Origin of the sequence: Thalassococcus lentus (assembly GCF_028023555.1) — a bacterium.
GTDB lineage: Bacteria > Pseudomonadota > Alphaproteobacteria > Rhodobacterales > Rhodobacteraceae > Thalassococcus_A > Thalassococcus_A lentus.
Genome location: NZ_JAQIOY010000002.1, coordinates 752,795 through 776,490, shown reverse-complemented (window position 1 = coordinate 776,490; position 23,696 = coordinate 752,795). Strand labels below are relative to the sequence as shown.

20 protein-coding genes are annotated in these 23,696 nt (G+C 58.4%); 17 read left to right on the top strand and 3 right to left on the bottom strand.

The features are described from left to right. Positions 1-158 precede the first annotated feature (158 nt). From ugpB to PFY00_RS08790, 9 genes are all read left to right on the top strand, one after another. Positions 159-1,457 carry a sn-glycerol-3-phosphate ABC transporter substrate-binding protein UgpB gene (ugpB, locus tag PFY00_RS08830; RefSeq protein WP_271432164.1) on the top strand — a complete coding sequence of 433 codons (1,299 nt, stop codon included), beginning with the start codon at positions 159-161 and terminating at the stop codon, positions 1,455-1,457. A gap of 57 nt (positions 1,458-1,514) precedes the next feature. Next, entirely contained in the window at positions 1,515-2,501 is a 987-nt protein-coding gene (locus tag PFY00_RS08825) for a sterol desaturase family protein (RefSeq protein WP_271432163.1), read from the top strand. A gap of 3 nt (positions 2,502-2,504) precedes the next feature. Then, positions 2,505-3,386: a sn-glycerol-3-phosphate ABC transporter permease UgpA gene (gene ugpA, locus PFY00_RS08820; protein WP_271432162.1), complete on the top strand. Its 882-nt coding sequence runs from the start codon at positions 2,505-2,507 to the stop codon at positions 3,384-3,386. A 17-nt stretch (positions 3,387-3,403) separates the two neighbouring features. Beyond that, positions 3,404-4,240, top strand: coding sequence for a sn-glycerol-3-phosphate ABC transporter permease UgpE (gene ugpE / locus PFY00_RS08815; RefSeq protein ID WP_271432230.1), 837 nt, complete (start codon positions 3,404-3,406; stop codon positions 4,238-4,240). After that, the gene (gene ugpC / locus PFY00_RS08810) at positions 4,240-5,244 is read left to right on the top strand and encodes a sn-glycerol-3-phosphate ABC transporter ATP-binding protein UgpC (protein ID WP_271432161.1); all 1,005 of its coding nucleotides are present in this window, start codon (positions 4,240-4,242) and stop codon (positions 5,242-5,244) included. Before ugpE ends, ugpC begins: the two co-directional genes overlap by 1 nt. 112 nt (positions 5,245-5,356) lie before the next feature. After that, positions 5,357-6,064: an ABC transporter permease gene (locus PFY00_RS08805; RefSeq protein ID WP_271432160.1), complete on the top strand. Its 708-nt coding sequence runs from the start codon at positions 5,357-5,359 to the stop codon at positions 6,062-6,064. Next, positions 6,057-6,797 (top strand): ABC transporter ATP-binding protein, encoded by a 741-nt coding sequence (locus tag PFY00_RS08800; protein ID WP_271432159.1) that lies wholly within the window; start codon positions 6,057-6,059, stop codon positions 6,795-6,797. Before PFY00_RS08805 ends, PFY00_RS08800 begins: the two co-directional genes overlap by 8 nt. Positions 6,798-6,815: 18 nt before the next feature. After that, positions 6,816-7,640, top strand: coding sequence for a substrate-binding domain-containing protein (locus tag PFY00_RS08795; protein ID WP_408648450.1), 825 nt, complete (start codon positions 6,816-6,818; stop codon positions 7,638-7,640). Next, positions 7,637-8,527: a helix-turn-helix transcriptional regulator gene (locus tag PFY00_RS08790; protein WP_271432158.1), complete on the top strand. Its 891-nt coding sequence runs from the start codon at positions 7,637-7,639 to the stop codon at positions 8,525-8,527. Before PFY00_RS08795 ends, PFY00_RS08790 begins: the two co-directional genes overlap by 4 nt. 59 nt (positions 8,528-8,586) lie before the next feature. Here the strand turns inward: PFY00_RS08790 and gndA are convergent, their stop codons facing one another. Beyond that, positions 8,587-10,008, bottom strand: a complete 1,422-nt coding sequence (gene gndA, locus PFY00_RS08785) for an NADP-dependent phosphogluconate dehydrogenase (protein WP_271432157.1) — start codon at positions 10,006-10,008, stop codon at positions 8,587-8,589. Positions 10,009-10,181: 173 nt separating this feature from the next. Between gndA and araD the strand changes: the two genes are divergently transcribed. The 6 genes from araD to PFY00_RS08755 all read left to right on the top strand — a co-directional run bounded on the left by araD (position 10,182) and on the right by PFY00_RS08755 (position 18,639). Then, on the top strand, positions 10,182-11,909 hold the full coding sequence (gene araD, locus PFY00_RS08780) for an L-arabinonate dehydratase (protein ID WP_271432156.1): 1,728 nt from the start codon (positions 10,182-10,184) through the stop codon (positions 11,907-11,909). 45 nt (positions 11,910-11,954) lie between these two features. Then, on the top strand, positions 11,955-13,598 hold the full coding sequence (locus PFY00_RS08775) for a sulfatase-like hydrolase/transferase (RefSeq protein ID WP_271432155.1): 1,644 nt from the start codon (positions 11,955-11,957) through the stop codon (positions 13,596-13,598). A 110-nt stretch (positions 13,599-13,708) separates the two neighbouring features. Continuing rightward, the gene (locus tag PFY00_RS08770) at positions 13,709-15,046 is read left to right on the top strand and encodes an aspartate aminotransferase family protein (protein WP_271432154.1); all 1,338 of its coding nucleotides are present in this window, start codon (positions 13,709-13,711) and stop codon (positions 15,044-15,046) included. 191 nt (positions 15,047-15,237) lie between these two features. Continuing rightward, positions 15,238-16,281, top strand: a complete 1,044-nt coding sequence (locus PFY00_RS08765; protein ID WP_271432153.1) for a TRAP transporter substrate-binding protein — start codon at positions 15,238-15,240, stop codon at positions 16,279-16,281. 97 nt (positions 16,282-16,378) lie between these two features. Next, positions 16,379-17,194, top strand: a complete 816-nt coding sequence (locus PFY00_RS08760) for a TRAP transporter small permease subunit (RefSeq protein WP_271432152.1) — start codon at positions 16,379-16,381, stop codon at positions 17,192-17,194. Continuing rightward, complete coding sequence (locus tag PFY00_RS08755) at positions 17,194-18,639, top strand: TRAP transporter large permease (protein ID WP_271432151.1); 1,446 nt, start codon at positions 17,194-17,196, stop codon at positions 18,637-18,639. Before PFY00_RS08760 ends, PFY00_RS08755 begins: the two co-directional genes overlap by 1 nt. Before the next feature lie 78 nt (positions 18,640-18,717). On the opposite strand, the gene PFY00_RS08750 is transcribed toward PFY00_RS08755, so the two are convergent. Continuing rightward, positions 18,718-19,737 carry a histone deacetylase family protein gene (locus PFY00_RS08750; RefSeq protein WP_271432150.1) on the bottom strand — a complete coding sequence of 340 codons (1,020 nt, stop codon included), beginning with the start codon at positions 19,735-19,737 and terminating at the stop codon, positions 18,718-18,720. A 79-nt stretch (positions 19,738-19,816) separates the two neighbouring features. Then, positions 19,817-20,971 (bottom strand): acetylornithine deacetylase, encoded by a 1,155-nt coding sequence (gene argE, locus PFY00_RS08745; RefSeq protein WP_271432149.1) that lies wholly within the window; start codon positions 20,969-20,971, stop codon positions 19,817-19,819. Positions 20,972-21,094: 123 nt separating this feature from the next. On the opposite strand from argE, the gene eutB reads away from it, so the two are divergent. Together eutB and PFY00_RS08735 are read left to right on the top strand one after the other, a co-directional pair. Continuing rightward, entirely contained in the window at positions 21,095-22,114 is a 1,020-nt protein-coding gene (gene eutB / locus PFY00_RS08740; RefSeq protein ID WP_271432148.1) for a hydroxyectoine utilization dehydratase EutB, read from the top strand. A 201-nt stretch (positions 22,115-22,315) separates the two neighbouring features. Next, a complete protein-coding gene (locus tag PFY00_RS08735; protein WP_271432147.1) occupies positions 22,316-23,686 on the top strand; it encodes an aspartate aminotransferase family protein in 1,371 nt (456 codons plus the stop codon). The last annotated feature ends 10 nt before the right edge of the window (positions 23,687-23,696 follow it).

Sequence of the window (23,696 nt, the reverse complement as noted above, 5' to 3'; positions counted from 1 at the left end):
CCGGACGGTGTCCTGGCGCTGACCGAGGCTTGCTTTCAAAAAAAAATGCTCAAAGTATGGGTTTGTCACCGCGCCGTTACACGGCGTGGGCAGCAAAGGGCGCGCAAGATGCCCGACGCGCCGCCGAGGCGGCTCAAAATTGAAAATGGGAGAAAAACATGAACATCAAGACTTTATTGCTTGCCAGCGCAGCCACGATGGTTGCCAACAGCGGTCTGGCACAGACCGAGGTTCAGTTCTGGCACGCCTTCACGGGTCGGTTGGGTGAATTGGTCGCAGAACAGGTTGATACCTTCAACGCGTCGCAGTCCGACTACACAATCGTCCAAAGCCACAAGGGCAACTACTCTGAAACATTGAACGCAGGCATTGCCGCGTTCCGGGCTGGTGAACAGCCGCACGTCCTGATGGTCTTCGAAGTTGGTACGGCCACCATGATGGCAGCCAAAGGCGCGATCAAACCAGTCTACGAAGTGATGGGCGAGGGCTTTGATCAGTCCAAGTACATCGGCTCGGTCAAAGGCTACTACACCTCTCCTGATGGCAACATGCTGTCGCTGCCGTTCAACAGCTCGACACCTGTTCTTTGGGTAAACCGGGACAAGTTGAACGAAGCCGGCGTCGCAGCTGACGCGGACCTCAGCACATGGGAAGCGGTTGGTTCCGTTCTGGATCAACTGAAAGACGCGGGTGTTGACTGCCCGATGACAACCGCATGGCAGAGCTGGATCCACCTCGAGAACTTCTCGGCCTATCACAACATTCCGTTTGCGACCAAAGACAACGGCTTTGGCGGTACGGATACAGAGCTGGCGTTCAACGGTGCGGGCCAGGTTGCGCACCTCACGGCAATGGGTGAGTGGGCAAAAGACGGCAAGTTTATCTACGCTGGTCGCCGCAACGAAGGCGGCGCGAACTTCCGTGCCGGTGAATGCGCGCTCTTCACCGAAAGCTCGGCAGGCTATGCCGGTATCAACGCCGAAGCAGAGTTTGCCTTTGAGGTGCATCCGCTGCCCTATTGGACAGCTGTCGCAGCCGAGCCGCAGAACACCATCATCGGTGGTGCATCGCTTTGGGTCATGGAAGGCCACGAAGATGCGGAATACGCTGGCGTTGCCGCCTTCATGGATTTCCTGTCTTCGGCCGATATTCAGGCCAAATGGCACCAGGACACAGGCTATCTGCCCATCACGGCAGAAGCGGGTGACCTGACCAAGAGCCAGGGTTTCTATGATGCAAATCCGGGTACGGACATCGCCGTGATCCAGATGACCGCGAAAGAGCCGACCGGCAATTCCAAAGGTCTGCGTCTGGGCAACTTTGACCAGATCCGCGGCATCATCGACGAAGAGCTGGAGGCCATCTGGTCCGGCGACAAGTCTGCTCAGGAAGCAATGGACTCGGCGGTAGAGCGTGGGAACGCGCTGCTGCGTCGCTTCGAGCAAGCTGCACGTTAAGCGTATCTGAAATCCGTCTGCGCCCTTGACCGGGCGCAGACGACCGGAGCCGCTGTCATGACCGATAAAAAACCCAGTCTGCCGGGCTGGAACCACACACCGAATGTACCGCTGCAGGTCTCGCCTGTGTTCCGCAAACCGTTTCGCGCGGGGGCGGTTGCATATTGGTTCTGGAGCCGCTGGTTCTTGATCAGCGAACGCCTGATCCTAGTCGGGCTGGCGGTTCTGACATGGGCATTTTTCCATCCTTCCCAAGAGGTTGCACAAACCCTTTCGGTGGGCTGGATCGCGGCGATCTATCTGCGCAATCTCATCCTGTTCACTATTGTGGCGGGGGGATTGCACCTTTGGTTTCATGGCTATCGCAAGCAAGGCGAGCGGTTGAAATTCGACCCAAGACCTTTGGCGCGCAAAGCCAAACAATTCACGATGGGTGGGCAGATCGTGGACAACATGTTCTGGTCGCTCGCTTCGGGGGTCACGGTCTGGACCGCATACGAGGTGCTGATGCTCTGGGCGCTTGCCAATGGCTGGATGCCTTTGGTGAGTTGGGACAGCAACCCGATCTGGTTTGTCGCGCTGTTCTTTCTGATCCCGATCTGGGAAAGCTTCTATTTCTATTGGATTCACCGCTTTCTGCATTGGCCGCCGCTCTACAAGCGGGTGCATTCCGTACACCATCGCAATGTGAACGTCGGGCCATGGTCCGGTCTGTCCATGCATCCGGTTGAACACGTTATTTTTCTGGGGTCGGTTCTGGTGCACTTTGTGGCCGGGGCGCATCCGCTGCACATCATCAACCACCTGCAATATCTGACGCTAACTGCGGCCAGCACGCATTGCGGGTTCGAAGCGCTGGTGGTTAAGGACAAAAGCCGTTTGGCGCTGGGCACGTTCCACCACCAGATGCACCACCGCTATTTCGAATGTAATTACGGCTCGCTTGAGGTGCCTTGGGACAAGGTTTTCGGCTCGTTCCACGATGGGACTGCCGAAGCGAACGAAGCCATGAAGGTTCGCCGCAAGCGGATCATGGGGGGCTGAGATATGGAAAAACGTGTCACGTTCAAAGGGATATGGTTGCCAATTCTGCTGGTCGCGCCGCAGATCATCATCACGGCCATATTCTTTTTCTACCCCGCCGGGCAGGCGATCTGGCAGTCGCTTTATATTCCCGACCCCTTCGGGCTTTCGATGCAGTGGGTGGGTCTGGGCAACTTTGAATATCTCGCCGGCGATCCGTACTACCGGACCTCGTTCATCACGACGGCGATCTTTTCCATTTTGGTCACGGTGGTTTCCATGGGGGTCGCGCTTTACCTCGCGGTTCTGGCCGACCGTCTGATCAAGGGCTCGGGCGCCTATCGCACGCTCTTGATATGGCCATATGCCGTCGCGCCAGCCGTGGCAGGCGTTTTATGGCTGTTCATGTTCAACACGCGTGTCGGGGTGGTCGCGTGGTATCTGGGAGTTCTGGGCTATGACTGGAACCACGTTCTGAACGAAGGTGAGGCCATGGGTTTGGTGGTTGTCGCCAGCGCGTGGGGCCGGATCAGCTATAACTTCCTGTTCTTCCTTGCCGGGCTGCAGGCTATTCCAAAGTCCGTAATCGAAGCAGCCGCCATCGACGGGGCAAGGTTCTGGACACGCTTCCGCACAATTGTCTGGCCGCTGTTGTCGCCCACCACCTTCTTCCTGATGGTCGTCAACATCATCTATGCCTTCTTTGAAACCTTTGGTGTGATCCACACGATCACAAGCGGTGGCCCGCAACAGGCTACGACGATCCTTGTCTACAAGGTCTTTGCCGATGGGTTCGTCGGGCAGGATCTGGGTTCGAGCGCTGCGCAGTCGGTGGTGCTGCTGGTGTTGGTCTCGATCCTGACAGTGGTGCAATTCAAGTTTGTCGAACGCAGGGTACATTACTGATGGCACAGCAAAACGGCATGGTTGAAAAACGCGGCGCGGGTTTGTGGCTTACACATCTGGGCCTGATCATTGGCGTGGCCTTTATCTTTTTCCCGATCTGGCTGGCTTTCGTGGCTTCGACCGTGGAGCAACAACAAATCGCGCGGCCGCCAATGCCGCTATTGCCCGGGGATAAACTGTTTGAAAACTATGCCCGCGCGCTGAGCGCGGGTGTGAACGCACCGGTTGCCCAGATGCTGGGCAATTCTCTGGTGATGGCGCTTGGTATCGCACTGGGCAAAATTGCGATCTCTCTGCTATCGGCTTTTGCGATCGTCTATTTCAGGTTCCCCGGCCGCAAGCTGTTCTTCTGGCTGATTTTTCTGACCTTGATGCTGCCTGTCGAAGTGCGGATCGTGCCAACCTATGAGGTGATCGCCAACTTTGGCATGTTGAACAGCTATCAGGGCCTGATCCTGCCGCTGATTGCCTCAGCCACGGCGACATTCCTGTTCAGACAGTTCTTTATGACCGTGCCCGATGAGTTGGCCGAGGCGGCGCGTGTGGATGGGGCAGGGCCGATGCGGTTCTTCTTTGATATTCTTCTGCCCATGAGCCGGACCAATATCGCGGCGCTCTTCGTGATCCTGTTCATCTATGGCTGGAACCAGTATCTCTGGCCGCTGCTGATTACGACGGATCCGGACATGAACACCATTGTGATGGGGATTAAACAGATGTTCCCGTCGGGTGATGATACGGCTGATTGGCCGGTGATTATGGCAACCTCTATTCTGGCGATGATCCCGCCGGTTCTGGTGGTTGTCGGAATGCAAAAACTGTTTATCCGCGGCCTTGTTGAAAGCGAAAAGTAATGGCGACTGTAACTCTGAAAAACCTGCGCAAAAGCTTTGGCAAAACCGAGGTGATCCACGGTGTGGACATCGACATCCAAGACGGTGAGTTCATCGTGATCGTCGGCCCTTCAGGCTGCGGGAAATCCACCTTGCTGCGTATGGTGGCTGGTCTTGAAACCGTCACCTCGGGCGAGGTCGGGATCGATGGGCGCGCCGTGAACGACGTAGAGCCGATGGAGCGCGACATCGCCATGGTCTTTCAGAACTACGCGCTCTATCCGCACATGTCGGTCTTTGACAACATGGCCTACGGGCTCAAGATCGCCAAAACGCCAAAGTCCGAGATTGAAACCCGCGTCGCTCAGGCGGCCAAGATGCTGCAGCTGGAGCCCTATCTGGCGCGCAAGCCGCGTGAGCTGTCCGGTGGCCAACGCCAGCGCGTTGCCATGGGGCGTGCGATCGTGCGTAAGCCTGCGGTCTTTTTGTTTGACGAACCGCTGTCCAATCTTGACGCGAAGTTGCGGGTTCAAATGCGGCTGGAAATCAAGGCGTTGCAGCGCGAACTGGGTGTGACCTCACTTTATGTGACGCACGATCAAGTCGAAGCGATGACGCTGGCGGACCGGATGATCGTGATGAACGGCGGGGTCGCGGACCAAATCGGCGCACCCCTTGATGTGTACGCCGATCCGCAGACAGCCTTTGTGGCAGGTTTTATCGGCTCGCCGCCCACCAATTTCATTGAACCGGCTTTGATCGGCCAGACGGGGGCAGCCCAAATCGGCATCCGCCCCGAACACATGCAGATCGCCCAATCCGGGCAGGTCGAAGGCAGTGTCGCCTATGCAGAGGCGCTCGGTGCCGAGACGTTGGTACATCTGCGATTGGCGCAGGGTCAGATGATCACTGTACGGCAGGATGCCAGCCATCCGATCCCGCTAGAAGGCGACACCGTTGCGCTGGAATGGGCCGCGCAGTCCCTGATGCGTTTTGACGAGGCCGGCAAACGCCTCGCCGACTAGTTCCACGATCAGCCCAAGGCTTTGGTCGCAATAGGCACTATTGCGGCTTTACCGGTGTGAAATTTTCCGTTTAACTGCAAAATATCCTATCTGTCGCCATCAATGGGAAATTATGCAGTCAATCGGAGAGGCCTTTTCGATCGCCATAGCGCTGGTTTTGTCCGGCGACAGCGATCTGCTGGCCATCGTTTTTCTGTCTCTCTACGTCAGTGTGACCGCAACGCTGATTGCCTGCCTGCTTGGGTTTCCTTTGGGCGCCTTGGTGGCAACACGCCAGTTTCGGGGCAGGGGCGTTTTGTTGGTGGTGATGAATGCCCTGATGGGGCTGCCGCCGGTCGTTGTTGGATTGCTCGTCTATTTGCATCTGTCGCGCGCCGGACCATTGGGGTTCTTGGGCCTGCTCTACACGCCGACCGCCATGATCATCGCACAGACGATCCTGATCATGCCGATTGTGGCGGCTTTGTCCCGTCAGGTTCTCGAAGATTTGCATGGTGAATATGCAGAGCAGTTTCGCTCGTTGTCACTGACGCCGATTCAGACAATTCAAGCCCTGGTTTGGGATGGCCGGTTCACTTTGCTGACGGTCGCCTTGGCCGGTTTCGGACGCGCCGTGGCCGAAGTGGGCGCGGTGATGATCGTGGGCGGCAATATCGATCATCTGACGCGCGTCATGACAACGGCCATCGCCTTGGAAACGTCCAAGGGCAATCTGGGGCTGGCGCTGGGGCTGGGGATCGTGCTGATGGTGATCGCGCTGGGGGTGAATGCGGCCGTACATGGATTGCGCCTGACCGCCCGGAGGCATGCCTATGTTTGACGCAAGCGGACAGATCGCGCGCAGCGCCGGCGGGACGATGATGCCCCTGCGTGTCCTCCAGCTGGGGCTTTGCGTTGAGGGCAACACACTGTTGAAGGGCATTGATCTTACCCTGAGCAGCGGCGGCTGCACGGTGATCATGGGCCCCAATGGCGCAGGCAAAAGCCTGTTTTTGCGCGCGCTGCATGGGTTGATCGAACCGACCTGCGGATCCATCGACTGGAACGGGCTGCCAGCGGCTGAGGCCACAAGGCATCAGTCCTTGATCTTTCAAAAGCCGGTTTTGCTGCGCCGCTCGGTTTTGGCGAACGTGGAATTTGTTCTCAAGGCGCGGGGGCTGGACCGTTCAGATGCCTTGGCCGTGCTCGAGCATGTGGGGCTGGCACATAAGGCGCGGCAACCGGCACGGCTGTTGTCGGGTGGGGAACAGCAGCGGCTGGCTTTGGCCCGTGCTTTGGCTACGCGGCCCAATGTTTTGCTGATGGATGAGCCGACGGCCAGTCTCGACCCGGCTGCGACGCGGGCGATCGAGACCGTGGTGGCCGGCGCATGTGCAAACGGGTTGCGCGTGATCCTTGTCAGCCACGACATTGGGCAAGCCCGCAGAATGGCGGACGATGTTGTGTTCCTGAATGCCGGGAGCATTGCCGAACACCAGTCGTCCAAAGACTTCTTTGACCAGCCCAAAAGCGCTGCGGCCCGCGATTTTCTGGCTGGCCGGATACCCGCATAACCAAGGACGGATTTTTGAATGAAACCCACTGATGTTCTATGCGCTGCCGTAATGGCTCTGATGGTGCCGATCCCTGTGCAAGCGGCTGACAGCATTCTCGTGCAGTCCACGACGTCGACGGCAAATTCGGGTCTTTATGATCATCTGCTTCCGGCTTTCAGTGAGGCAACCGGGATCAAGGTCCGTGTTGTTGCAGTCGGCACAGGCCAAGCCATTCGCAATGCCCGCAATTGCGATGGAGATGTCTTGCTGGTGCATGCCAAATCCGCCGAGCTTGCGTTCGTGCGCGACGGCTACGGAACGTCACGCAGTGATCTGATGTACAATGATTTTGTGATCGTGGGCCCTCTGGCCGATCCGGCAGGCATCAAGGGGCAGTCCAACGCATCAACGGCGTTGCGCGCCATCGCGCAAAGCGGGGAATTGTTTGCCTCCCGGGGGGACGATTCCGGCACCCACAAAAAGGAAAGCGCCTTGTGGCAGGATGCAGGCGTGGATGCGATCGCTGCCTCGGGAGCGTGGTACCGTGAAACCGGATCGGGCATGGGCGCGACCTTGAATGCGGCAATCGGTATGGGTGCCTATACCCTGACAGACCGCGCAACATGGATCAGCTTTGGAGGCAAGGCAGACTACGGCATTCTGGCAGAAGGTGACGCGGCCTTGTTCAACCAATATGGCGTGATCCCGGTCAATCCCGCCAAATGTCCGACGGTTCACGCCGAAGCGGCGCAGACCTTTGTGGATTGGCTTTTGTCACCAACGGGGCAGACCGCTATTTCGACCTATGAGGTGGACGGGCAGCAGTTGTTTTTCGCCAATGCGAAGGCCGGCGGATCATGAGCATGGAAGGGACGACCGAGCCGGAATTCCTGACGGTTCACGAACTTGCTGACTTGCTGCGGCTTAAGGAACGCAAAGTCTATGATCTAGCGGCATCCGGGGCGTTGCCGTGTTCGCGCGCCACGGGAAAGCTGTTGTTTCCAGCCACAGAAGTGCGGGCTTGGATCGCCCGCGCGCAATCGGGCGGCGTGGCCACTGCAACAAAGCCAAGGGTCGCGGTCGTTCTGGGCAGCCACGATCCCTTGTTGGATTGGGCGTTGCGAGAATCGCGCAGCGGATTGGCCAGCTACTTTGACGGATCGCATGATGGGTTGTCGCGGTTTTGTCAGGCCGAAGGGATCGCAGCCGGTTTGCACATCTATGACGAAGGGTCCGGTCAGTGGAACACCGAGGCCGTCGCCCGTGTCGCCAGTGAGCAAAATGCTGTGTTGATCCGCTTTGCCAGCCGTCGCCGCGGGATTGTCTACCGCGACGGGCTCGAAAAACCGACGGGGCTGGGCGCGCTGTCCGGCCTCAGGTTTGTGCCGCGTCAGGCTGAGTCCGGCACGGCTGGTCTCTTTGCGCATCTGGCGGCGGATGCGGGTCTTGCTTTGGGTGATCTGGACATGGTGCCTGAGGCGCGCACCGAAGACGACGCAGTTCAGGCGCTTTGCCGCAACGAGGCAGACGTGACCTTTGGGCTGCAATCCATCGCAGAGCTCTACGGGCTGGGATTTGTTCCGGTGATCGAAGAGCGCTTTGATCTTCTCGTGGACCGCAAAGCATGGTTCGAGACGCCCATGCAGACCTTTGTTCAGTTTTGCCGGTCCGAGCGTTTCCGCAAGCGTGCCGAGGGGCTTGCGGGATATGATGTGTCAGACGTAACCAAGGTGGTCTGGAACGCTTGAATGGCGCAGAAAACCCCGACCGCTGTGATTGCTCAGTGCGGCCGGGTGCATTGTTTTGATTACTCTTTCAAATGCTGATCGAGCCAGGGGCCATGCAGATCTTTGCCGTCCTGATCGACGCGTTCGAAACCGTGGGCTCCAAAATAGTCGCGCTGCGCTTGGATCATATTGGCCGTGCCGCGCACACGGGTCAGCGTGTCGAAATAGGCCAGCGCAGAGGCCATCGCGGGCACTGGCAACCCCGCGCTTTGCGCTTCGACGACCACCCTGCGCAGCGATGGGATTGTCTCTGCGATCATGCTGCGGAAGGGTTCGGCAAAGAACAGCGAAACCGGCTCTGTTTCCAAGGCGCTGGCCATATCGTCGAGCATGGCAGACCGAATGATACAGCCCGCACGCCAGACCTTTGCAACGTCAGGCATGGGAAGCGACCAGTCATATTCCGCGCTGGCCCGGGCCAGCAGGTCAAAGCCCTGCGCATAGCAAAGGATCTTGCCCGCGACCAAGGCTTGCTCCAGCAGTTTGGAATCCGCCGCTTCGGGTGGCAGCGAGCCACTGAGGGATCCGAACAATTCCTCGCCCATACTCCGTTGATCCAGAGCGGCTGACAGGTTGCGGGCGGCTACCGCTGCTTCGATCACGGGCACGGGCGATCCGAGCATCTGGGCCTCGATTGCAGTCCAGCGCCCGGTACCCTTTTGACCGGCCTTGTCGAGAATGACGTCCAGCATCGCCTTGCCGGTTTCAGGATCTTGGGCTTCGGCAACCTTGGCAGAGATCTCGATCAGGTAACTTTGCAAAGGCCCTTTGTTCCAGGTCTCGAAGATACCTGCGCATTCAGACGCAGACTTGCCTGCGCCGTCGCGCAGGATGCCGTAAGTTTCGGCAATCAGTTGCATGTCGGCGTATTCAATGCCGTTGTGAACGGTTTTGACGAAATGGCCCGCGCCATCGGTGCCCATCCAGGTGGCGCAGGGTTGACCGTCGTAGTCTGCCGCGATCGCCTGCAGGATCGGCGCAACCCGATCCCAGCTTTGTTTCTCACCGCCGCCCATGATCGATGGGCCAAAGCGCGCGCCTTCGGCACCACCTGAAACGCCAATTCCCAAAAAGGCCTGACCGGTTTGCTGCGCTTCCTTGGCGCGTCGCTGGGTTTCGTGGAAATTCGCATTACCGGCGTCGATGATCATGTCGCCGTCATCCAAAAGGGGGCGCAGGGCGGCGATCTGGCTGTCCACGGCGGCACCCGCCGGCACCATGAGGATGATGTTGCGCGGCGGTGTCAGCGCCTCGATCATGTCCTGCAGGGTTTCAGCCGGAACAAATTTTTCGGCAAGCGGGCCTGCGTCCTTGATGAATTCAGATATACGGGATGTCGTTCGATTGTGAACGGCAACGCGAAACCCGTTGTCGGCGATGTTCAGGGCAAGCATCGCCCCCATGGTGCCAAGTCCTACCAATCCGATGTCGGCGTTGCTCATAGTCTCGCTCCCTCTCCCTGAGTTGGCCGCGACGGCAGCTATTTAGCGCTAACATATGCGCGTGATCCACCAAGTGCCATAGCCCTAGATTTGATTTCCCTGTGCGCTGGGGGTTGCTTGCGCCACGCGCGGGCCGGATAGTACGACAAAATGCATCGTGAGGAGGGCGAGACATGAAAAAGCCGCAGGATCTGCGGTCGGCTCGGTGGTTTGCACCGGACGATCTGCGTTCAATGGGACACCGCAGCCGCGCGATGCAAATGGGGCTTGATGGCGCAGACTGGGAAGGCAAGCCCGTGATTGCGATCATCAACACATGGTCCGATCTCTCGCCCTGCCATCATCACCTGCGTGACCGGGCCGAATTCGTCAAAAAAGGCGTGTATCAGGCTGGCGGGATGCCGGTTGAGCTGCCCGTACATGCGTTTTCAGAACAGTTCCTCAAACCGACTTCGATGCTCTATCGAAACATGGGCGCCTTCGAAGTCGAGGAAACCCTGCGTTCACATCCGGTGGATGGCGTCGTTCTGATGGGCGGATGTGACAAGTCGACCCCCGCCTTGGTCATGGGGGCGGTCAGCATGGGATTGCCGTTTATCTACATGCCGGCGGGCGCCATGTTGCGCGGCAATTATGCCGGTCAGAAACTGGGCTCTGGCACAGACGTCTGGAAATACTGGGATGAACGGCGCGCAGGCAAGATCACCAAGGATCAGTGGGACGGTGTGCAGGGCGGTATTGCGCGCAGCTATGGCACCTGCATGACCATGGGCACGGCCTCAACCATGATGAGCATTGCGGACGGATGGGGCCTGACCTTGCCCGGTGCGTCTTCGATCCCTGCGCCGGATGCCGGGCACAAACGGATGGCCGCGGCGTGCGGTCGGCGCGTTGTGGATATGGTCTGGGAAGATCTGACCCCGGACAAGATCATGACATGGGAAAGCACCCGAAACGCCGTCACGGTGGCCATGGCGACAGGCTGTTCCACAAATGCCATCATCCACCTGATCGCCATGGCGCGCAGGGCAGGGGTTCCGCTGACGCTGGATCATCTGGACGAGATTGGCCGCACCACTCCTGTGATTGCGAATATTCGGCCCTCGGGCAGTGACTATTTGATGGAGGATTTCTTTTATGCGGGCGGTTTGCCGGCCCTCATGAAGGAGTTGGGCGACAAGCTGGATCTCGGCGTCATGACGGTGAACGGCCAGAGCATGGGCGAGAACATCGCAGACGCGGAAAACTTCAACGATGACGTGATCAGACCGCTGTCCAACCCGGTTTACCATGAAGGCAGCCTTGCGGTGTTGCGCGGCAACCTCGCACCGGATGGCGCTGTGATCAAACCCGCCGCGATGGATCCGAAATTCCAAAAGCATCGCGGACCGGCCATTGTCGCGGACAGCTACGCTGAGCTGAAAGAGATCATCAATGACGAAGACTATCCGATGACGCCGGATCACGTTCTGGTTCTGCGCAATGCAGGTCCTCAGGGCGGACCGGGCATGCCGGAATGGGGCATGATCCCGATGCCCAAGGCCCTGCTCAAGCAAGGACACAGGGATATGGTGCGCCTGTCCGACGCGCGTATGTCTGGCACCTCCTACGGCGCATGCGTGCTGCATGTCGCCCCCGAGGCCTTTGTGGGCGGTCCGCTGGCCCTGATCCGGACCGGGGACATCATCGAAATGGATATCCCGAACCGATCGCTGAACGTCGATGTGTCTGATGCGGACATGGCGGCCCGTAAGGCGGAATGGACTGCGCCGAAACCGCGGTACGAGCGGGGATACGGGGTCATGTTCTCCAAGCATGTGGAGCAGGCCGACAAGGGATGTGACTTTGACTTCCTGCGAACTGATTATGGCGCTCCGGTGCCGGAACCTGAAATCAACTGATGCGCAGCGCGAACTGACCTGTCGCCCAAGACGAAAGATACCGGCGTGAACATCCTTTTTATCATGTATGATCAGCTGCGTTTTGACTATCTGAGTTGCGCAGGCCATCCGCATCTGGAAACACCCAACTTTGACCGGGTCGCATCCATGGGCGTGCGGTTCACCAATGCCTTTGTGCAATCGCCCATTTGCGGTGCCAGCCGGATGTGTTTTTACACCGGGCGCTATGTGTCATCGCATGGGGCGGCCTGGAACGGTTTTCCATTACGCGTTGGCGAACAGACCCTCGGAGATCATTTGCGCGCGTCCGGCATGGATTGCTGGCTGATCGGCAAAACCCGTATGAAGGCTGATGCCAAAGGCATGGCCCGCTTGGGGCTTGCGGCGGACAGTGTCATTGGCGCGCGACAGGCGGAATGTGGATTTGACGCATGGCAGCGGGATGACGGGTTATGGGCGCAGGGCCCGGATGGGTTCTATGACGAAAAACGCTCGCCTTATAACGAATATCTGAAATCCAAAGGCTATCCCGGTGACAACCCTTGGGCCAATCACGCCAATGCGGGCGTGGATGAAAACAACGATGTGGCCACGGGCTGGATTTTTGCCAATGCCGATAAGCCGGCCAACATTCGCGAGGAAGACAGCGAAACCCCGTGGCTGACGCGGCAGACGATTGAATTCATCAAGCAGGCCAAGGCGCCCTGGTGCGCGCATGTGAGTTATATCAAGCCGCACTGGCCCTACATCGTGCCCGCGCCTTACCACGCCATGTTTGGCCCTGAACACGTGCCGCCCGCACGCCGACACGCGGCCGAACGCGAAGACCCGCATCCTGTCTTCGGGGCCTATCAGAGCAACAAGATCGCGCAGGCGTTTCAGCGCGAAGAGGTGCGCTCCAAAGTTATTCCCGCGTACATGGGGCTGATCAAACAGTGCGACGATCAATTAGGGGTCTTGCTGGATCACCTTGAGCAAACCGATCAGCTGAACAGCACAATGATCGTGCTGACATCAGACCACGGCGACTATCTGGGCGATCACTGGCTTGGAGAAAAGGACCTGTTCCACAATCCATCCGTAAAGATTCCGATGATCATCTATGATCCGCGCCCCGAGGCCGATACGACCCGTGGCACCACCTGCGATGCGCTGGTCGAGTCGATCGACCTCGCGCCAACCTTTGTTGAGGCAGCAGGCGGCGAGGTTCCGGGGCACATCCTCGAGGGGCGGTCCCTGCTGCCTTGGTTGCGAGGCGAGACGCCGGACTGGCGGGACTATGCCATATCCGAATTCGACTATTCCTCAACGCAGCAGGCCGCGCGCCTTGGGCTCATGCCAAATGAATGCCGTTTGTTCATGGTTTTTGATGGCCGCTACAAGATGATGCACGCCGAAGGCGGCATGCGCCCGATGCTCTTTGACTTGTACGAGGATCCAGACGAATTCCACGACCTCGCCAAGCACGATGCCCACCAGGAAGTCATTGATCGGCTCTACGGTATGCTGGCGCAATGGGGCAGGCGCAACGCGCAGCGTGTCACCAAGTCTGACCATGAAATCATGAATGCGCGCGGTGCGTCTTTGCGCAAAGGGATATTGCCGTTTCTGGCCGACGGAAGCGAAGTGCCCGAAGAGTATCTGCAGGCCTATCGGGGGCGTGCAGAGAAAACATATCTGGATGATTGACCCGGCACGGTTTTTTAATTTGGGATGGGCAAAACTCTTTGCATCCATTCGGCGTCCTGCACATAGACTGGCACTGTCCGCTTGTCGCAGATTCGTCTTTGGAGACAGACATGAGCCACGTATTTCCCCGCCATTGCCACAGTGATTTGCCAACCGCCGTGCGCGGCGATGGCTGTTTTTTGGTGGACGCACAAGGCAAGCGGTATTTCGATGGCTCAGGTGGGGCGGCGGTATCCTGTCTTGGGCATTCGAACGCCCGTGTGGCTTCTGCAATCAAGGATCAGGTTGACCGACTGGCCTTTGCCCACACCGGCTTTTTCACGTCGGACCCGGCCGAGGAACTGGCTGATTTGCTGATTGCGAACGCCCCGGGCGATCTGGACCGGGTCTATTTTGTTTCAGGTGGGTCCGAAGCGGTCGAAAGCGCAATCAAACTGGCGCGGCAATATTACGTGGAAGTTGGCCAGCCGCAGCGCCGCCACCTGATCGCGCGCCGCCAGAGCTATCATGGCAACACTCTCGGAGCGTTGGCCGCCGGCGGAAACGAATGGCGCCGGGAACAGTTTTCGCCCCTGCTGGTGGATGTCAGCCATATTTCGCCTTGCTACGAATATGCCGAACGCCAGCCCGATGAAACGGTTGAAGCCTATGGCGCACGGGTCGCGGATGAACTGGAGCAGGAAATCCTGCGATTGGGGCCTGACACGGTCATGGCCTTTATGGCCGAGCCTGTGGTGGGGGCCACCTTGGGCGCGGTGCCCGCTGTTGCCGGGTATTTCAAGCGCATTCGCGAAATCTGCGACCGCTACGGTGTCTTGCTGATCCTCGACGAAGTCATGTGTGGCATGGGTCGCACCGGGCATCTGTTTGCCTGCAATGCCGATCAGGTTGCGCCGGATATCCTGTGTATCGCCAAGGGGCTGGGCGCGGGCTATCAGCCGATTGGGGCCATGCTGAGCTCAAGAAAAATCTACGACGCCATTCGCGATGGCTCGGGGTTCTTCCAGCATGGGCACACCTATCTGGGTCATCCGGTGGCAGCGGCTGCGGCGCTGGCCGTGGTGCGCGAGTTGCTCGACAACGACCTGCCTGCGCGGGTGGCTGAACGCAGCGCGGATTTCGCAGGCATGCTGCATGCCCGCTTCGGCCAGAACCCACATGTTGGCGACATTCGCGGCCGCGGGTTTTTCTGGGGGATCGAATTTGTTGCCGACCGGGACAGCAAAACACCGTTCGATGCGCGGCTGGGTCTCGCGGGCAAATTGAAAAAGGCGGCCTTTGCCGAGGGGTTGGTATGCTATCCAATGCCCGGCACACGTGACGGGAAATCCGGTGACCATGTCCTGCTCGCGCCGCCCTTTGTTGCTTCGGATGACGAATTGGCAGGGGCGATGGACAGCTTGGCGCGGGCGGTGACCACGGTGCTGGAACAGGTAGAATCGCTTTAGCGCTAACGGCTGGTCGATCGCGCTGATTGCCTGAAAAGAACACATCTAATTCTTGACATGCGGGTTTTTGGTCTAGTTTTGTTACCAACTCGCGGTTGACCTGCCGCTGGCAAACGGGCAACGTTCCGAATGCACGCCGCCCGCCAGAGGAAAACGGCGAGTAAATACGCATCTCAGGGAGGAGATCATCAATGAAAACCTTTACCACAGCCGCAGTCGCGGCCTTTATCGCTGCTGGCACCGTTCAGGCGCAGGAGACGTTCGAAATGACGTCTGCCTTCGGTAAGAACCTGCCAATCCTCGGCACCGCGGCGACCGACTTCGTTGCAAAGATCAACGGCATTTCAAACGACGTAGAATTTGAACATTTCGATCCCGGTGAATTGGTCCCGACACTCGAAGCGCTGGACGCTGTGTCCAACGGTTCTGTCGACGCGGCCTTCACCACGTCCGGCTACTGGCAGGGCAAGATCACGTCGGCTTCGCTGTTCGCGGCGGTTCCATTCGGCCCAGAGGCCGGCGAATTCCTCGCGTGGATGCTTTATGATGACGGTCACGCCCTCATGCAGCGCATGTATGATGAGAACGGCTACAACGTGCACGTTCAGCCTTGTGGCGTTATCGCGCCCGAGACATCCGGCTGGTTCAAGAACGAAATCACCTCGCTTGATGACCTCAAGGGTCTGAACATGCGTTTCTTCGGTCTGGGTGCCGAAGTGATGCAGCGTCTGGGCGTTTCGACATCCCTGCTGGCAGGTGGCGACATCTTCCCGGCGCTTGAGCGCGGCGCGATTGACGCGACAGAATTCTCGATGCCCCGCATCGATGCGCGTCTTGGTTTCCACCAGATCGCCAAGTTCAACTACTTCCCCGGCTGGCACCAGCCTGCGACCATGTTCGAACTGCTGGTCAACAAGGATCGCTGGGACGATCTGGACGAAGCATCGCAGATGCAGATTGAAATCGCCTGCCTTGCCAACATCACAACCAACTATGCCGAAGGCGAAGCGACCAACTTTGGCGCGATGGTTGAGAACGTTGAGCAGAATGGCGTGAACATCCGCAGCTGGACGCCCGAGCAGCTGGCCGTGTTCGAAAGCACATGGAACGAAGTGGCGGCAGAGCTGGCAGCAGAAGACGCCTACTTCAAGGAAGTCTGGGATGACCTGAGCGAATTCCGCGCGGGCTATAAAACCTGGGGCGACACCATCTACCTGCCGCGCCCACGCAACTGATTGCGGTACTCGTGACACCATTTGGGCAGGCCGCTTGGCCTGCCCATCTGCGCACTATGGCGCGAAACACCCAAAATAATTGACGGGGGCTGACATCATGCAGGATGGCACCGATCCGCAGGTGGCAGAAATGCCTGTGGCGATTTACGACCCGGGCGAAATTGACCGGGCCGAGCACAACAAGGGCGACCGCCTGGTTGTTGGCATTTCCAACATCTTTGCCTGGATCTTTCCGATCCTCATGATCGCTATCTGTGCGCAGGTCATCTTGCGGCAGGCTGGGCACAATCAGGCATGGTTGGATGACTTCCAGTGGTGGCTGTACGGTGCAGCGGTTCTGATAGGCGTGGCCTATGCGGTGACCACCAACAGCCATGTGCGCGTCGATATTTTCTATGACAACTACGATCCCAAGCGCAAAGCGCGGATCGATATCTTTGCGCTGGTCTGGTGTTTTTTGCCTTTTGTCATTCTCAGCTGGGACGTGACCTTTGGCTATGCAATCGCCTCGGTCATGGCCGACGAAGGTTCAGACAGTCCCAACGGCCTGCATAATCTCTGGATCCTGAAAATCCTGCTCAATCTGTCCTTTGTGCTGATGGCGGTGGCGCTGTGGTCGATGTACCTGCGCCGGATGAAGGTTCTGACCGAACCGACGCTGGGCCGCAAACTGCTCTGGGCATTCCCATCGACAATGTTCGTCGTAAACCTGATCCTTTACTACGTGCTGTACAGCTATCACTGGCTGACATTGCCCGAAGGGCAAATCCCCCGCACGATTTCGCGCAAGCCAATCTTTGACGAATTCGAGGCTGGTCCTTGGGATATCAAATACACAATCGTCATCTCTTTGGGGCTGACACTCATGCTGATTGGCGCTGCCATCCTGCGTGACGCGCGGAGGGCACGCTGATGCTGAGTTTTCTTGGTCAGTTCCTGACCCTGAACGAAATTGCTGTTCTTTTCATGTTCGGTGGTTTCATCTTCATGCTGTTTCGCGGCATCCCCGTGGCTATGGCTCTGGTCGGGATTTCGCTGATCTTTGTCCTGATCGCGGAATTCTTCCTAGATCCTTTCCGGGGCACCTTCCGCGACATCATCGAGTTTGATCGCACCGGCATAGCCTATCAGAAATTGCAGGCACTGTCCGGGCGTCTGTTCGGATCGATTGTCAAAAACCCGGTTCTCGTAGCCTTGCCGATGTTTATTTTCATGGGCCTCATGTTGGATCAGTCCGGCGTGGCACAGCGCATGATGCAGTCTATGCAAAAGCTGTTCGGCGGTCTGCGTGGTGGCTTGTCCCTGACAGTTCTGCTGATCGGTATCATCCTTGCGGCATCAACAGGGGTGATTGGCGCGTCGGTGACCCTGCTAGGGGTCATGGCATTGCCCCAAATGATGAGCCAGAACTATTCCAAACCGATTGCGACAGGCACCATCGCATCGGCGGGCACCTTGGGTATTCTGATCCCACCGTCGATCATGTTGGTGATCATGTCCGATCAGCTTGCCATCAGTCTGGGTGATCTGTTCATGGGCGCGTTGTTCCCCGGCCTCTTGCTGGGCGCGCTCTATATCGTCTTCATCGTCATCTACGGGTTTCTGAACCCCAGTGCGATGCCCGCGCCCGAAAAGGCGGACGAGGTGGGCTGGCCTGTCATCAAGGAAGTGCTCTTGGCCGTCGTGCCGCCGATGCTGTTGATCCTGCTGGTTCTTGGCTCGATCTTTGCCGGTATCGCAACCCCGACCGAAGCTTCGGGTCTCGGTGCCTTGGGCGCAACCTTGCTGGCGCTGTTTAATGGCAAGCTTAATATGCGCGTCATGGCGGATGTCAGCCGGTCAACCTTGAACACCGCTGGTTATATCGTTGGTATCTTCCTTGCGGCAAACTTCTTTGCCTTTGTTCTGCGCCGTTACGGCGGCGATGAAATCATCGAGCACTTGGTTCTGAATGCCTTTGACGGTGATCCCTACATGACCGTGGGCTTTATCCTGTTCATCGTATTCCTGCTGGGATTCTTGCTGGATTGGATCGAAATCACGATCATCATCATGCCGCTGATGCTGCCGGTGATCCTTTCGCTTGATCTCGCGATCAATGGTTTCGGAGTGGTCAATGACCCGTCGGTGGTTTGGTTCGCGATCCTAGTGGCGGTCACGTTGCAAACTTCGTTCCTGACACCGCCTGTCGGTTTTGCGCTGTTTTATCTCAAGGGGGTCTGTCCGCCCGAGATCTCGTTGGCGCACATCTATCGCGGCGTGATCCCGTTCGTTCTGGTTCAGCTGCTTGGTCTGGTGATTGTCTTTGCCTATCCGGCATTGGTGACTTGGTTGCCGTCCTACGCCTACGGCAACTGATCCCGACTGAGCTTTGACAAAGAAACACGCGTCCTTTGGGGCGCGTGTTTTATTTTGACTGGGCCGCGTCAGGGAAGGTCAGCGGCCCAGATAGCCGTCAAGAAACCGGGTCAGGTTGGCACCCAGATCGTCCGAGACATAGCCACCTTCCTGCACCAGCACGGTGGGTTTTCCGGCGGCCTTTATGGCAGCGGCAATGGCACCGAACCCTTCGGTTGTCACCGTCAGGCCCTGAAACGGATCGGATTCATGCGCATCCAGTCCAAGCGCCACGACGATCACATCGGCAGCAAAGCAGGTGATCCGGTCCAGCGCTGTTTCAAGCGCGGCGATGAAACCGTCGTTGCCCGTTCCGAGCGCCAAGGGCAGGTTCAGATTTGAACCAAGGCCCGCGCCTTTGCCGCGTTCCGACCCGTGGCCCCAGTAGAAGGGATAAAACGCCTCTGGATTGGCGTGGATCGAGACGGTCAACACATCGCTGCGTTCATAGAAAATCCCTTGCGTGCCATTCCCATGGTGCACATCAACGTCCAGAATTGCAGGGCGCAGCCCCTTGCACCGCAGGTGTTCGGCTGCGATGGCCGCGTTGTTGAGAAAACAAAAGCCGCCTGCCAGATCGCCAAAGGCGTGATGGCCCGGTGGCCTGCACAGCGCATAGGCCACGCCATCGTTCAACGCCGCTTCAGAGGCGCTCAGCGCTGTTTGAGCCGACCAGTAGGCCGCGTGCCATGTCTCAGCCGAGATCGGGCATGCGGTGTCTGCCTGATGATAACCCGCCAGCCCAATCGGCGAACTGGGATAGCTGTCGGTGCGATTGGCAGGGTGGACGTTCGGGATAACCTCGTCACCGGCGCCGGGCATCGCTCTCCAGCGGGCATGAATGGTTTGTAAAAAAGACAGGTATTCGGCGCTGTGAATGGCGCTGATGGGCGCTTGGCCGTGGTCAGGCGGGGTTTCGACGTGGCACCCCGCAGCCTGTGCGCCGCGCAAAAGAATGTCAGCCCGTTTCGGCGCCTCTGGGCTGGGCAGCCGTTGTCCGCGCGCCATGAAGTGTTGCGGGTCATGGGATTTTTGGCGCGGATCGAAAAAGGCCTTCATGGTGGGCTCCGTTTTGGGTGACGCCGTAGGGGCGCTGCGCGGTCAGCATCGCGCAACCGCCCGCCCGAGGTCAAACGAACTATAGCTTGCCGGCCAGCCGTTCCAGCATGTCGAGGCAGCGAGAAAGCTGGCTGATTTCGATAAATTCATCCGCCTTATGCGCCTGATCGATAGAACCGGGGCCGCATACCACAACATCCATGCCCATGGACTGAAAGATCCCCGCCTCGGTGCCAAAGGCGACCACATCTGAATCATTGGCACCCGTCAGCTCGGCGACGATACGCTTGGCTTCGTTTGTTTCGGTGGGCTCCAGTCCGCCCACTTCGCCCATGGTTTCCGTTTCGATGCGCGCATCAGGCCAGACGGCCCGCATTTGCGGCAGCAGCACGTCGTTCACATAGGCCTGCATGTCCTGCCGCACAAAAGGCCCGTCCGATGCCTGAACCGGCCTCATTTCCCAGTCCACCGTTGCATGATCCGCAATCACGTTGTGCGCAATGCCACCATGGACAGCGCCAGTGTTGATCGTTGTCCAGGGAGGCTCAAACCGGCTGTTGTGGGGGGCGCGGGTCTTCAGGGTTTCGCGCAGCTCCATCAGACGGGCCACATAGCGCACGGCATATTCCACCGCATTCACGCCGCGATCCGGCGCGGACCCATGCCCGGCCAGCCCTTCAAAGCGAGTGGTGTATTCGCAGCACCCCTTGTGACCCTCGATGATGCGCATCTCTGTTGGCTCGCCAATAATGCCAACGGCAGGGCGAATGCCCTTGGCCTTCAGGGATTCGACCAGAGCCTGCGCGCCGATGCAGCCGACTTCTTCTTCATAGGTGAACGCGAAATGGATCGGTCGCGTGCGGGCGCGCTGTGCAAAAAGCGGCGCCATACTCACCGCCGCCGCGATGAACCCCTTCATGTCACAGGTTCCCCGCCCAAACAGTTTTTCGTCGCGCCGAACCATCGCAAAGGGATCATGGGTCCATTCCTGATCCGTGACGGGCACCACATCTGAATGCCCTGATAGAACGATGCCGCCATCGCGCTCGGGACCGATGGTGGCAAAGAGATTGGCCTTGGTGCCTTCGGGATTGTGGAAGGTTTCGACGCGTGCGCCGGCCTGCTCCAGCAGATTGGCCAGACGGGCAATCATGTCGAGATTGGAGTCAGAAGAGATCGTCGGAAACGCGACAAACTCGGACAGAAGGGCGATGGTGTTTTCAAGCCTGTCCAAGGCGATCTCCTTAGCGCTGTGTCTGACCGGGGCCGTTGACACCTTTGTTGAACCTGTGGTGCTGTCCCCGTGCCAGACATACGGCGCCGGGCGCCGCGTATCCAATCAAAAGGAGACCAGAGCGTGCCCGTGACACTTGCAGATATTTCCAAGGCTCAGCAAGTGATCCGTGGCGTTGCCGATCAAACGCCGATGGTGCCGTCGCCATTCATGAGTCGGCTTTGTGGTCAGGATTTCCTGCTGAAGCTTGAAAACATGCAGCCGATTGGCGCGTTCAAGCTGCGCGGAGCCTACAATGCAGTCATGAACCTGCCCGAAAGCGTTAGCGGTGTGACCTGTTGCTCGACTGGCAACCATGGCCGAGGGGTTGCCTATGCAGCCGCCAAAAAAGGGCTGCGTGCGGTGATCTGCATGTCGGAGCTGGTGCCAAAGGCCAAGATCGATGGCATCAAGGCCTTGGGCGCAGAGGTTTCCATCACAGGCACCAGTCAGGACGATGCCATGGCGGAAAGCCAGCGTTTGGTGCATTCCGACGGGTTGGTTGAAATCTCGCCTTTTGATGATCCGTTTGTCATCGCGGGGCAGGGCACCATCGGGCTTGAGATGATGGAGGCCCGGCCAGATCTCAAGACCATCCTCGTGCCTTTGTCGGGCGGCGGTCTGGCTGCCGGAATTTGTGTTGCGGCCAAAGCGATCAACCCCGCTGTCGAAGTGATCGGCATCTCGATGGATCGCGGCGCGGCCATGCATGCCTCGATCAAGGCAGGTCACCCGGTCGAGGTGGAAGAGGTCGCCAGTCTGGCAGACAGTCTGGGCGGTGGCATCGGCTTGAACAACCAGCTCAGTTTTCCGCTTTGCAATGCACTGCTTGACGATGTGGTACTGGTGAGCGAAGCAGAGATCCGCGATGCCATGCAGGTCTTGTTCTTCGAAGATCGCATCGTGGCCGAAGGCGCCTGCGTTGTCGGTATGGCTGCGATGCTGGCTGGAAAACTTAGAAAACCCAAGGGCCCGGTGGCCACAATCATCACTGGCCGCAATCTGGATATGGATCAGTTCCTGCAGATCATCTCGGGGCAGGATATCCAGCTCGGAGATCGGATCTTGGCGGGCAAGCGGTATGGCGCCGGTAGAGTGCTGTGATGGTACCGGAGACTTTCACACAATCCAAACTGGTGCATTGTTTTCTCTTGGGTTAGTTTTTCGGTGTCTCAGGCAATAAAGGCATTGCGCGCTGCTGCCGGGGCGGAGCGGAGCTTGCCGTTCGGGCCACCCAAGGCCGTTGCGCGACAGGCTCTCCATTCTGCAACTGGCGGCGCGCCGCCCAAGGCTTGGGGTAAGCCAATGCTCAGAAATGACCAACTGGACCAATGGGACCGGGAAAACTTCTTTCATCCATCCACACATCTGGCCGATTTTGCCCGTGGAGATCTGCCGCAACGGATCGTGACCGGAGGCAGTGGCTGTCACATCGAGGATCGTGACGGCAATCGTTTGCTGGATTCCTTTGCCGGGCTCTATTGTGTGAACGTCGGCTATGGCCGTCCTGAAATCGCGCAGGCCATCGCGGATCAGGCCAAGGAACTGGCCTACTATCATTCCTATGTCGGTCACGGCACAGAGGCGTCAATTACCCTCGCCAAAATGGTACTGGACCGCGCTCCGTCGAACATGAGCAAGGTCTACTTTGGTCTTTCAGGGTCGGACGCGAATGAAACCAACATCAAATTGGTTTGGTATTTCAAAAATATCCTCGGGCGTCCGGAAAAGAAAAAGATCATCTCGCGCTGGCGTGGTTATCATGGGTCCGGCCTGATGACCGGGTCGCTGACGGGGCTGGAGCTGTTCCACAAGAAATTCGATCTGCCCTTGGCTCAGGTTCTTCATACAGAAGCGCCGTACTACTACCGCCGCGCGGACCATGACCAATCCGAGGCACAGTTCGTCGCGCATTGTGTTGAGGCCCTCGAAGCGCTGATCGCCAAGGAAGGGGCCGATACCATCGCGGCCTTCATTGGCGAGCCCGCTTTGGGAACCGGCGGCTTGGTGCCGCCGCCTGATGGCTATTGGCCCGCGATTCAAGAAGTGCTGGACCGCCATGACATCTTGTTGATCGCGGACGAAGTGGTGACAGGCTTTGGCCGTTTGGGCAGCATGTTCGGATCGGATCACTATGGGATGCGGCCTGATATCATCACCATCGCAAAGGGACTGACTTCGGCCTACGCACCGCTGTCAGGGAGCATTGTCAGTGACAAGGTCTGGGCCGTGCTGGAGCGAGGGACCGACGAAAACGGGCCTATCGGGCATGGCTGGACCTATTCTGCCCATCCAATCGGCGCTGCTGCGGGCGTGGCCAATCTTAAACTGATCGACGATCTGGATCTGATTGCGAATGCCCGCGATGTTGGAGCGTATTTAAAAGCCGTCTTGCAGGATGCGTTGGGGTCTCATCCCCATGTGGGCGAAGTGCGCGGCGAAGGGCTTTTGTGTGCGGTTGAATTTGTCAAAGATCGCGAAACACGCGGCTTCTTTGATCCCGCTGACAAGGTCGGGCCACGTCTCGCCGCTGCGCTGCTTGAGCGCGGTGTGATTGCGCGGGCAATGCCACAGGGCGACATTCTTGGCTTTGCGCCCCCGTTCTGTCTGACCCGCGACGAAGCAGATGAAATCGCCTCAAAGCTGGGCGATGTCACCCGCGCGGTTTTGGGCTGAGTGATCGTGG

What these genes read in the sequence shown, in the direction of transcription:
- ugpB (WP_271432164.1), top strand. Translation starts at nt 159, where the DNA reads ATGAACATCAAGACTTTATTGCTTGCCAGCGCAGCCACGATGGTTGCC.
- PFY00_RS08825 (WP_271432163.1), top strand. Translation starts at nt 1,515, where the DNA reads ATGACCGATAAAAAACCCAGTCTGCCGGGCTGGAACCACACACCGAAT.
- ugpA (WP_271432162.1), top strand. Translation starts at nt 2,505, where the DNA reads ATGGAAAAACGTGTCACGTTCAAAGGGATATGGTTGCCAATTCTGCTG.
- ugpE (WP_271432230.1), top strand. Translation starts at nt 3,404, where the DNA reads ATGGTTGAAAAACGCGGCGCGGGTTTGTGGCTTACACATCTGGGCCTG.
- ugpC (WP_271432161.1), top strand. Translation starts at nt 4,240, where the DNA reads ATGGCGACTGTAACTCTGAAAAACCTGCGCAAAAGCTTTGGCAAAACC.
- PFY00_RS08805 (WP_271432160.1), top strand. Translation starts at nt 5,357, where the DNA reads ATGCAGTCAATCGGAGAGGCCTTTTCGATCGCCATAGCGCTGGTTTTG.
- PFY00_RS08800 (WP_271432159.1), top strand. Translation starts at nt 6,057, where the DNA reads ATGTTTGACGCAAGCGGACAGATCGCGCGCAGCGCCGGCGGGACGATG.
- PFY00_RS08795 (WP_408648450.1), top strand. Translation starts at nt 6,816, where the DNA reads ATGAAACCCACTGATGTTCTATGCGCTGCCGTAATGGCTCTGATGGTG.
- PFY00_RS08790 (WP_271432158.1), top strand. Translation starts at nt 7,637, where the DNA reads ATGAGCATGGAAGGGACGACCGAGCCGGAATTCCTGACGGTTCACGAA.
- gndA (WP_271432157.1), bottom strand. Translation starts at nt 10,008, where the DNA reads ATGAGCAACGCCGACATCGGATTGGTAGGACTTGGCACCATGGGGGCG.
- araD (WP_271432156.1), top strand. Translation starts at nt 10,182, where the DNA reads ATGAAAAAGCCGCAGGATCTGCGGTCGGCTCGGTGGTTTGCACCGGAC.
- PFY00_RS08770 (WP_271432154.1), top strand. Translation starts at nt 13,709, where the DNA reads ATGAGCCACGTATTTCCCCGCCATTGCCACAGTGATTTGCCAACCGCC.
- PFY00_RS08765 (WP_271432153.1), top strand. Translation starts at nt 15,238, where the DNA reads ATGAAAACCTTTACCACAGCCGCAGTCGCGGCCTTTATCGCTGCTGGC.
- PFY00_RS08760 (WP_271432152.1), top strand. Translation starts at nt 16,379, where the DNA reads ATGCAGGATGGCACCGATCCGCAGGTGGCAGAAATGCCTGTGGCGATT.
- PFY00_RS08755 (WP_271432151.1), top strand. Translation starts at nt 17,194, where the DNA reads ATGCTGAGTTTTCTTGGTCAGTTCCTGACCCTGAACGAAATTGCTGTT.
- PFY00_RS08750 (WP_271432150.1), bottom strand. Translation starts at nt 19,737, where the DNA reads ATGAAGGCCTTTTTCGATCCGCGCCAAAAATCCCATGACCCGCAACAC.
- PFY00_RS08735 (WP_271432147.1), top strand. Translation starts at nt 22,316, where the DNA reads ATGCTCAGAAATGACCAACTGGACCAATGGGACCGGGAAAACTTCTTT.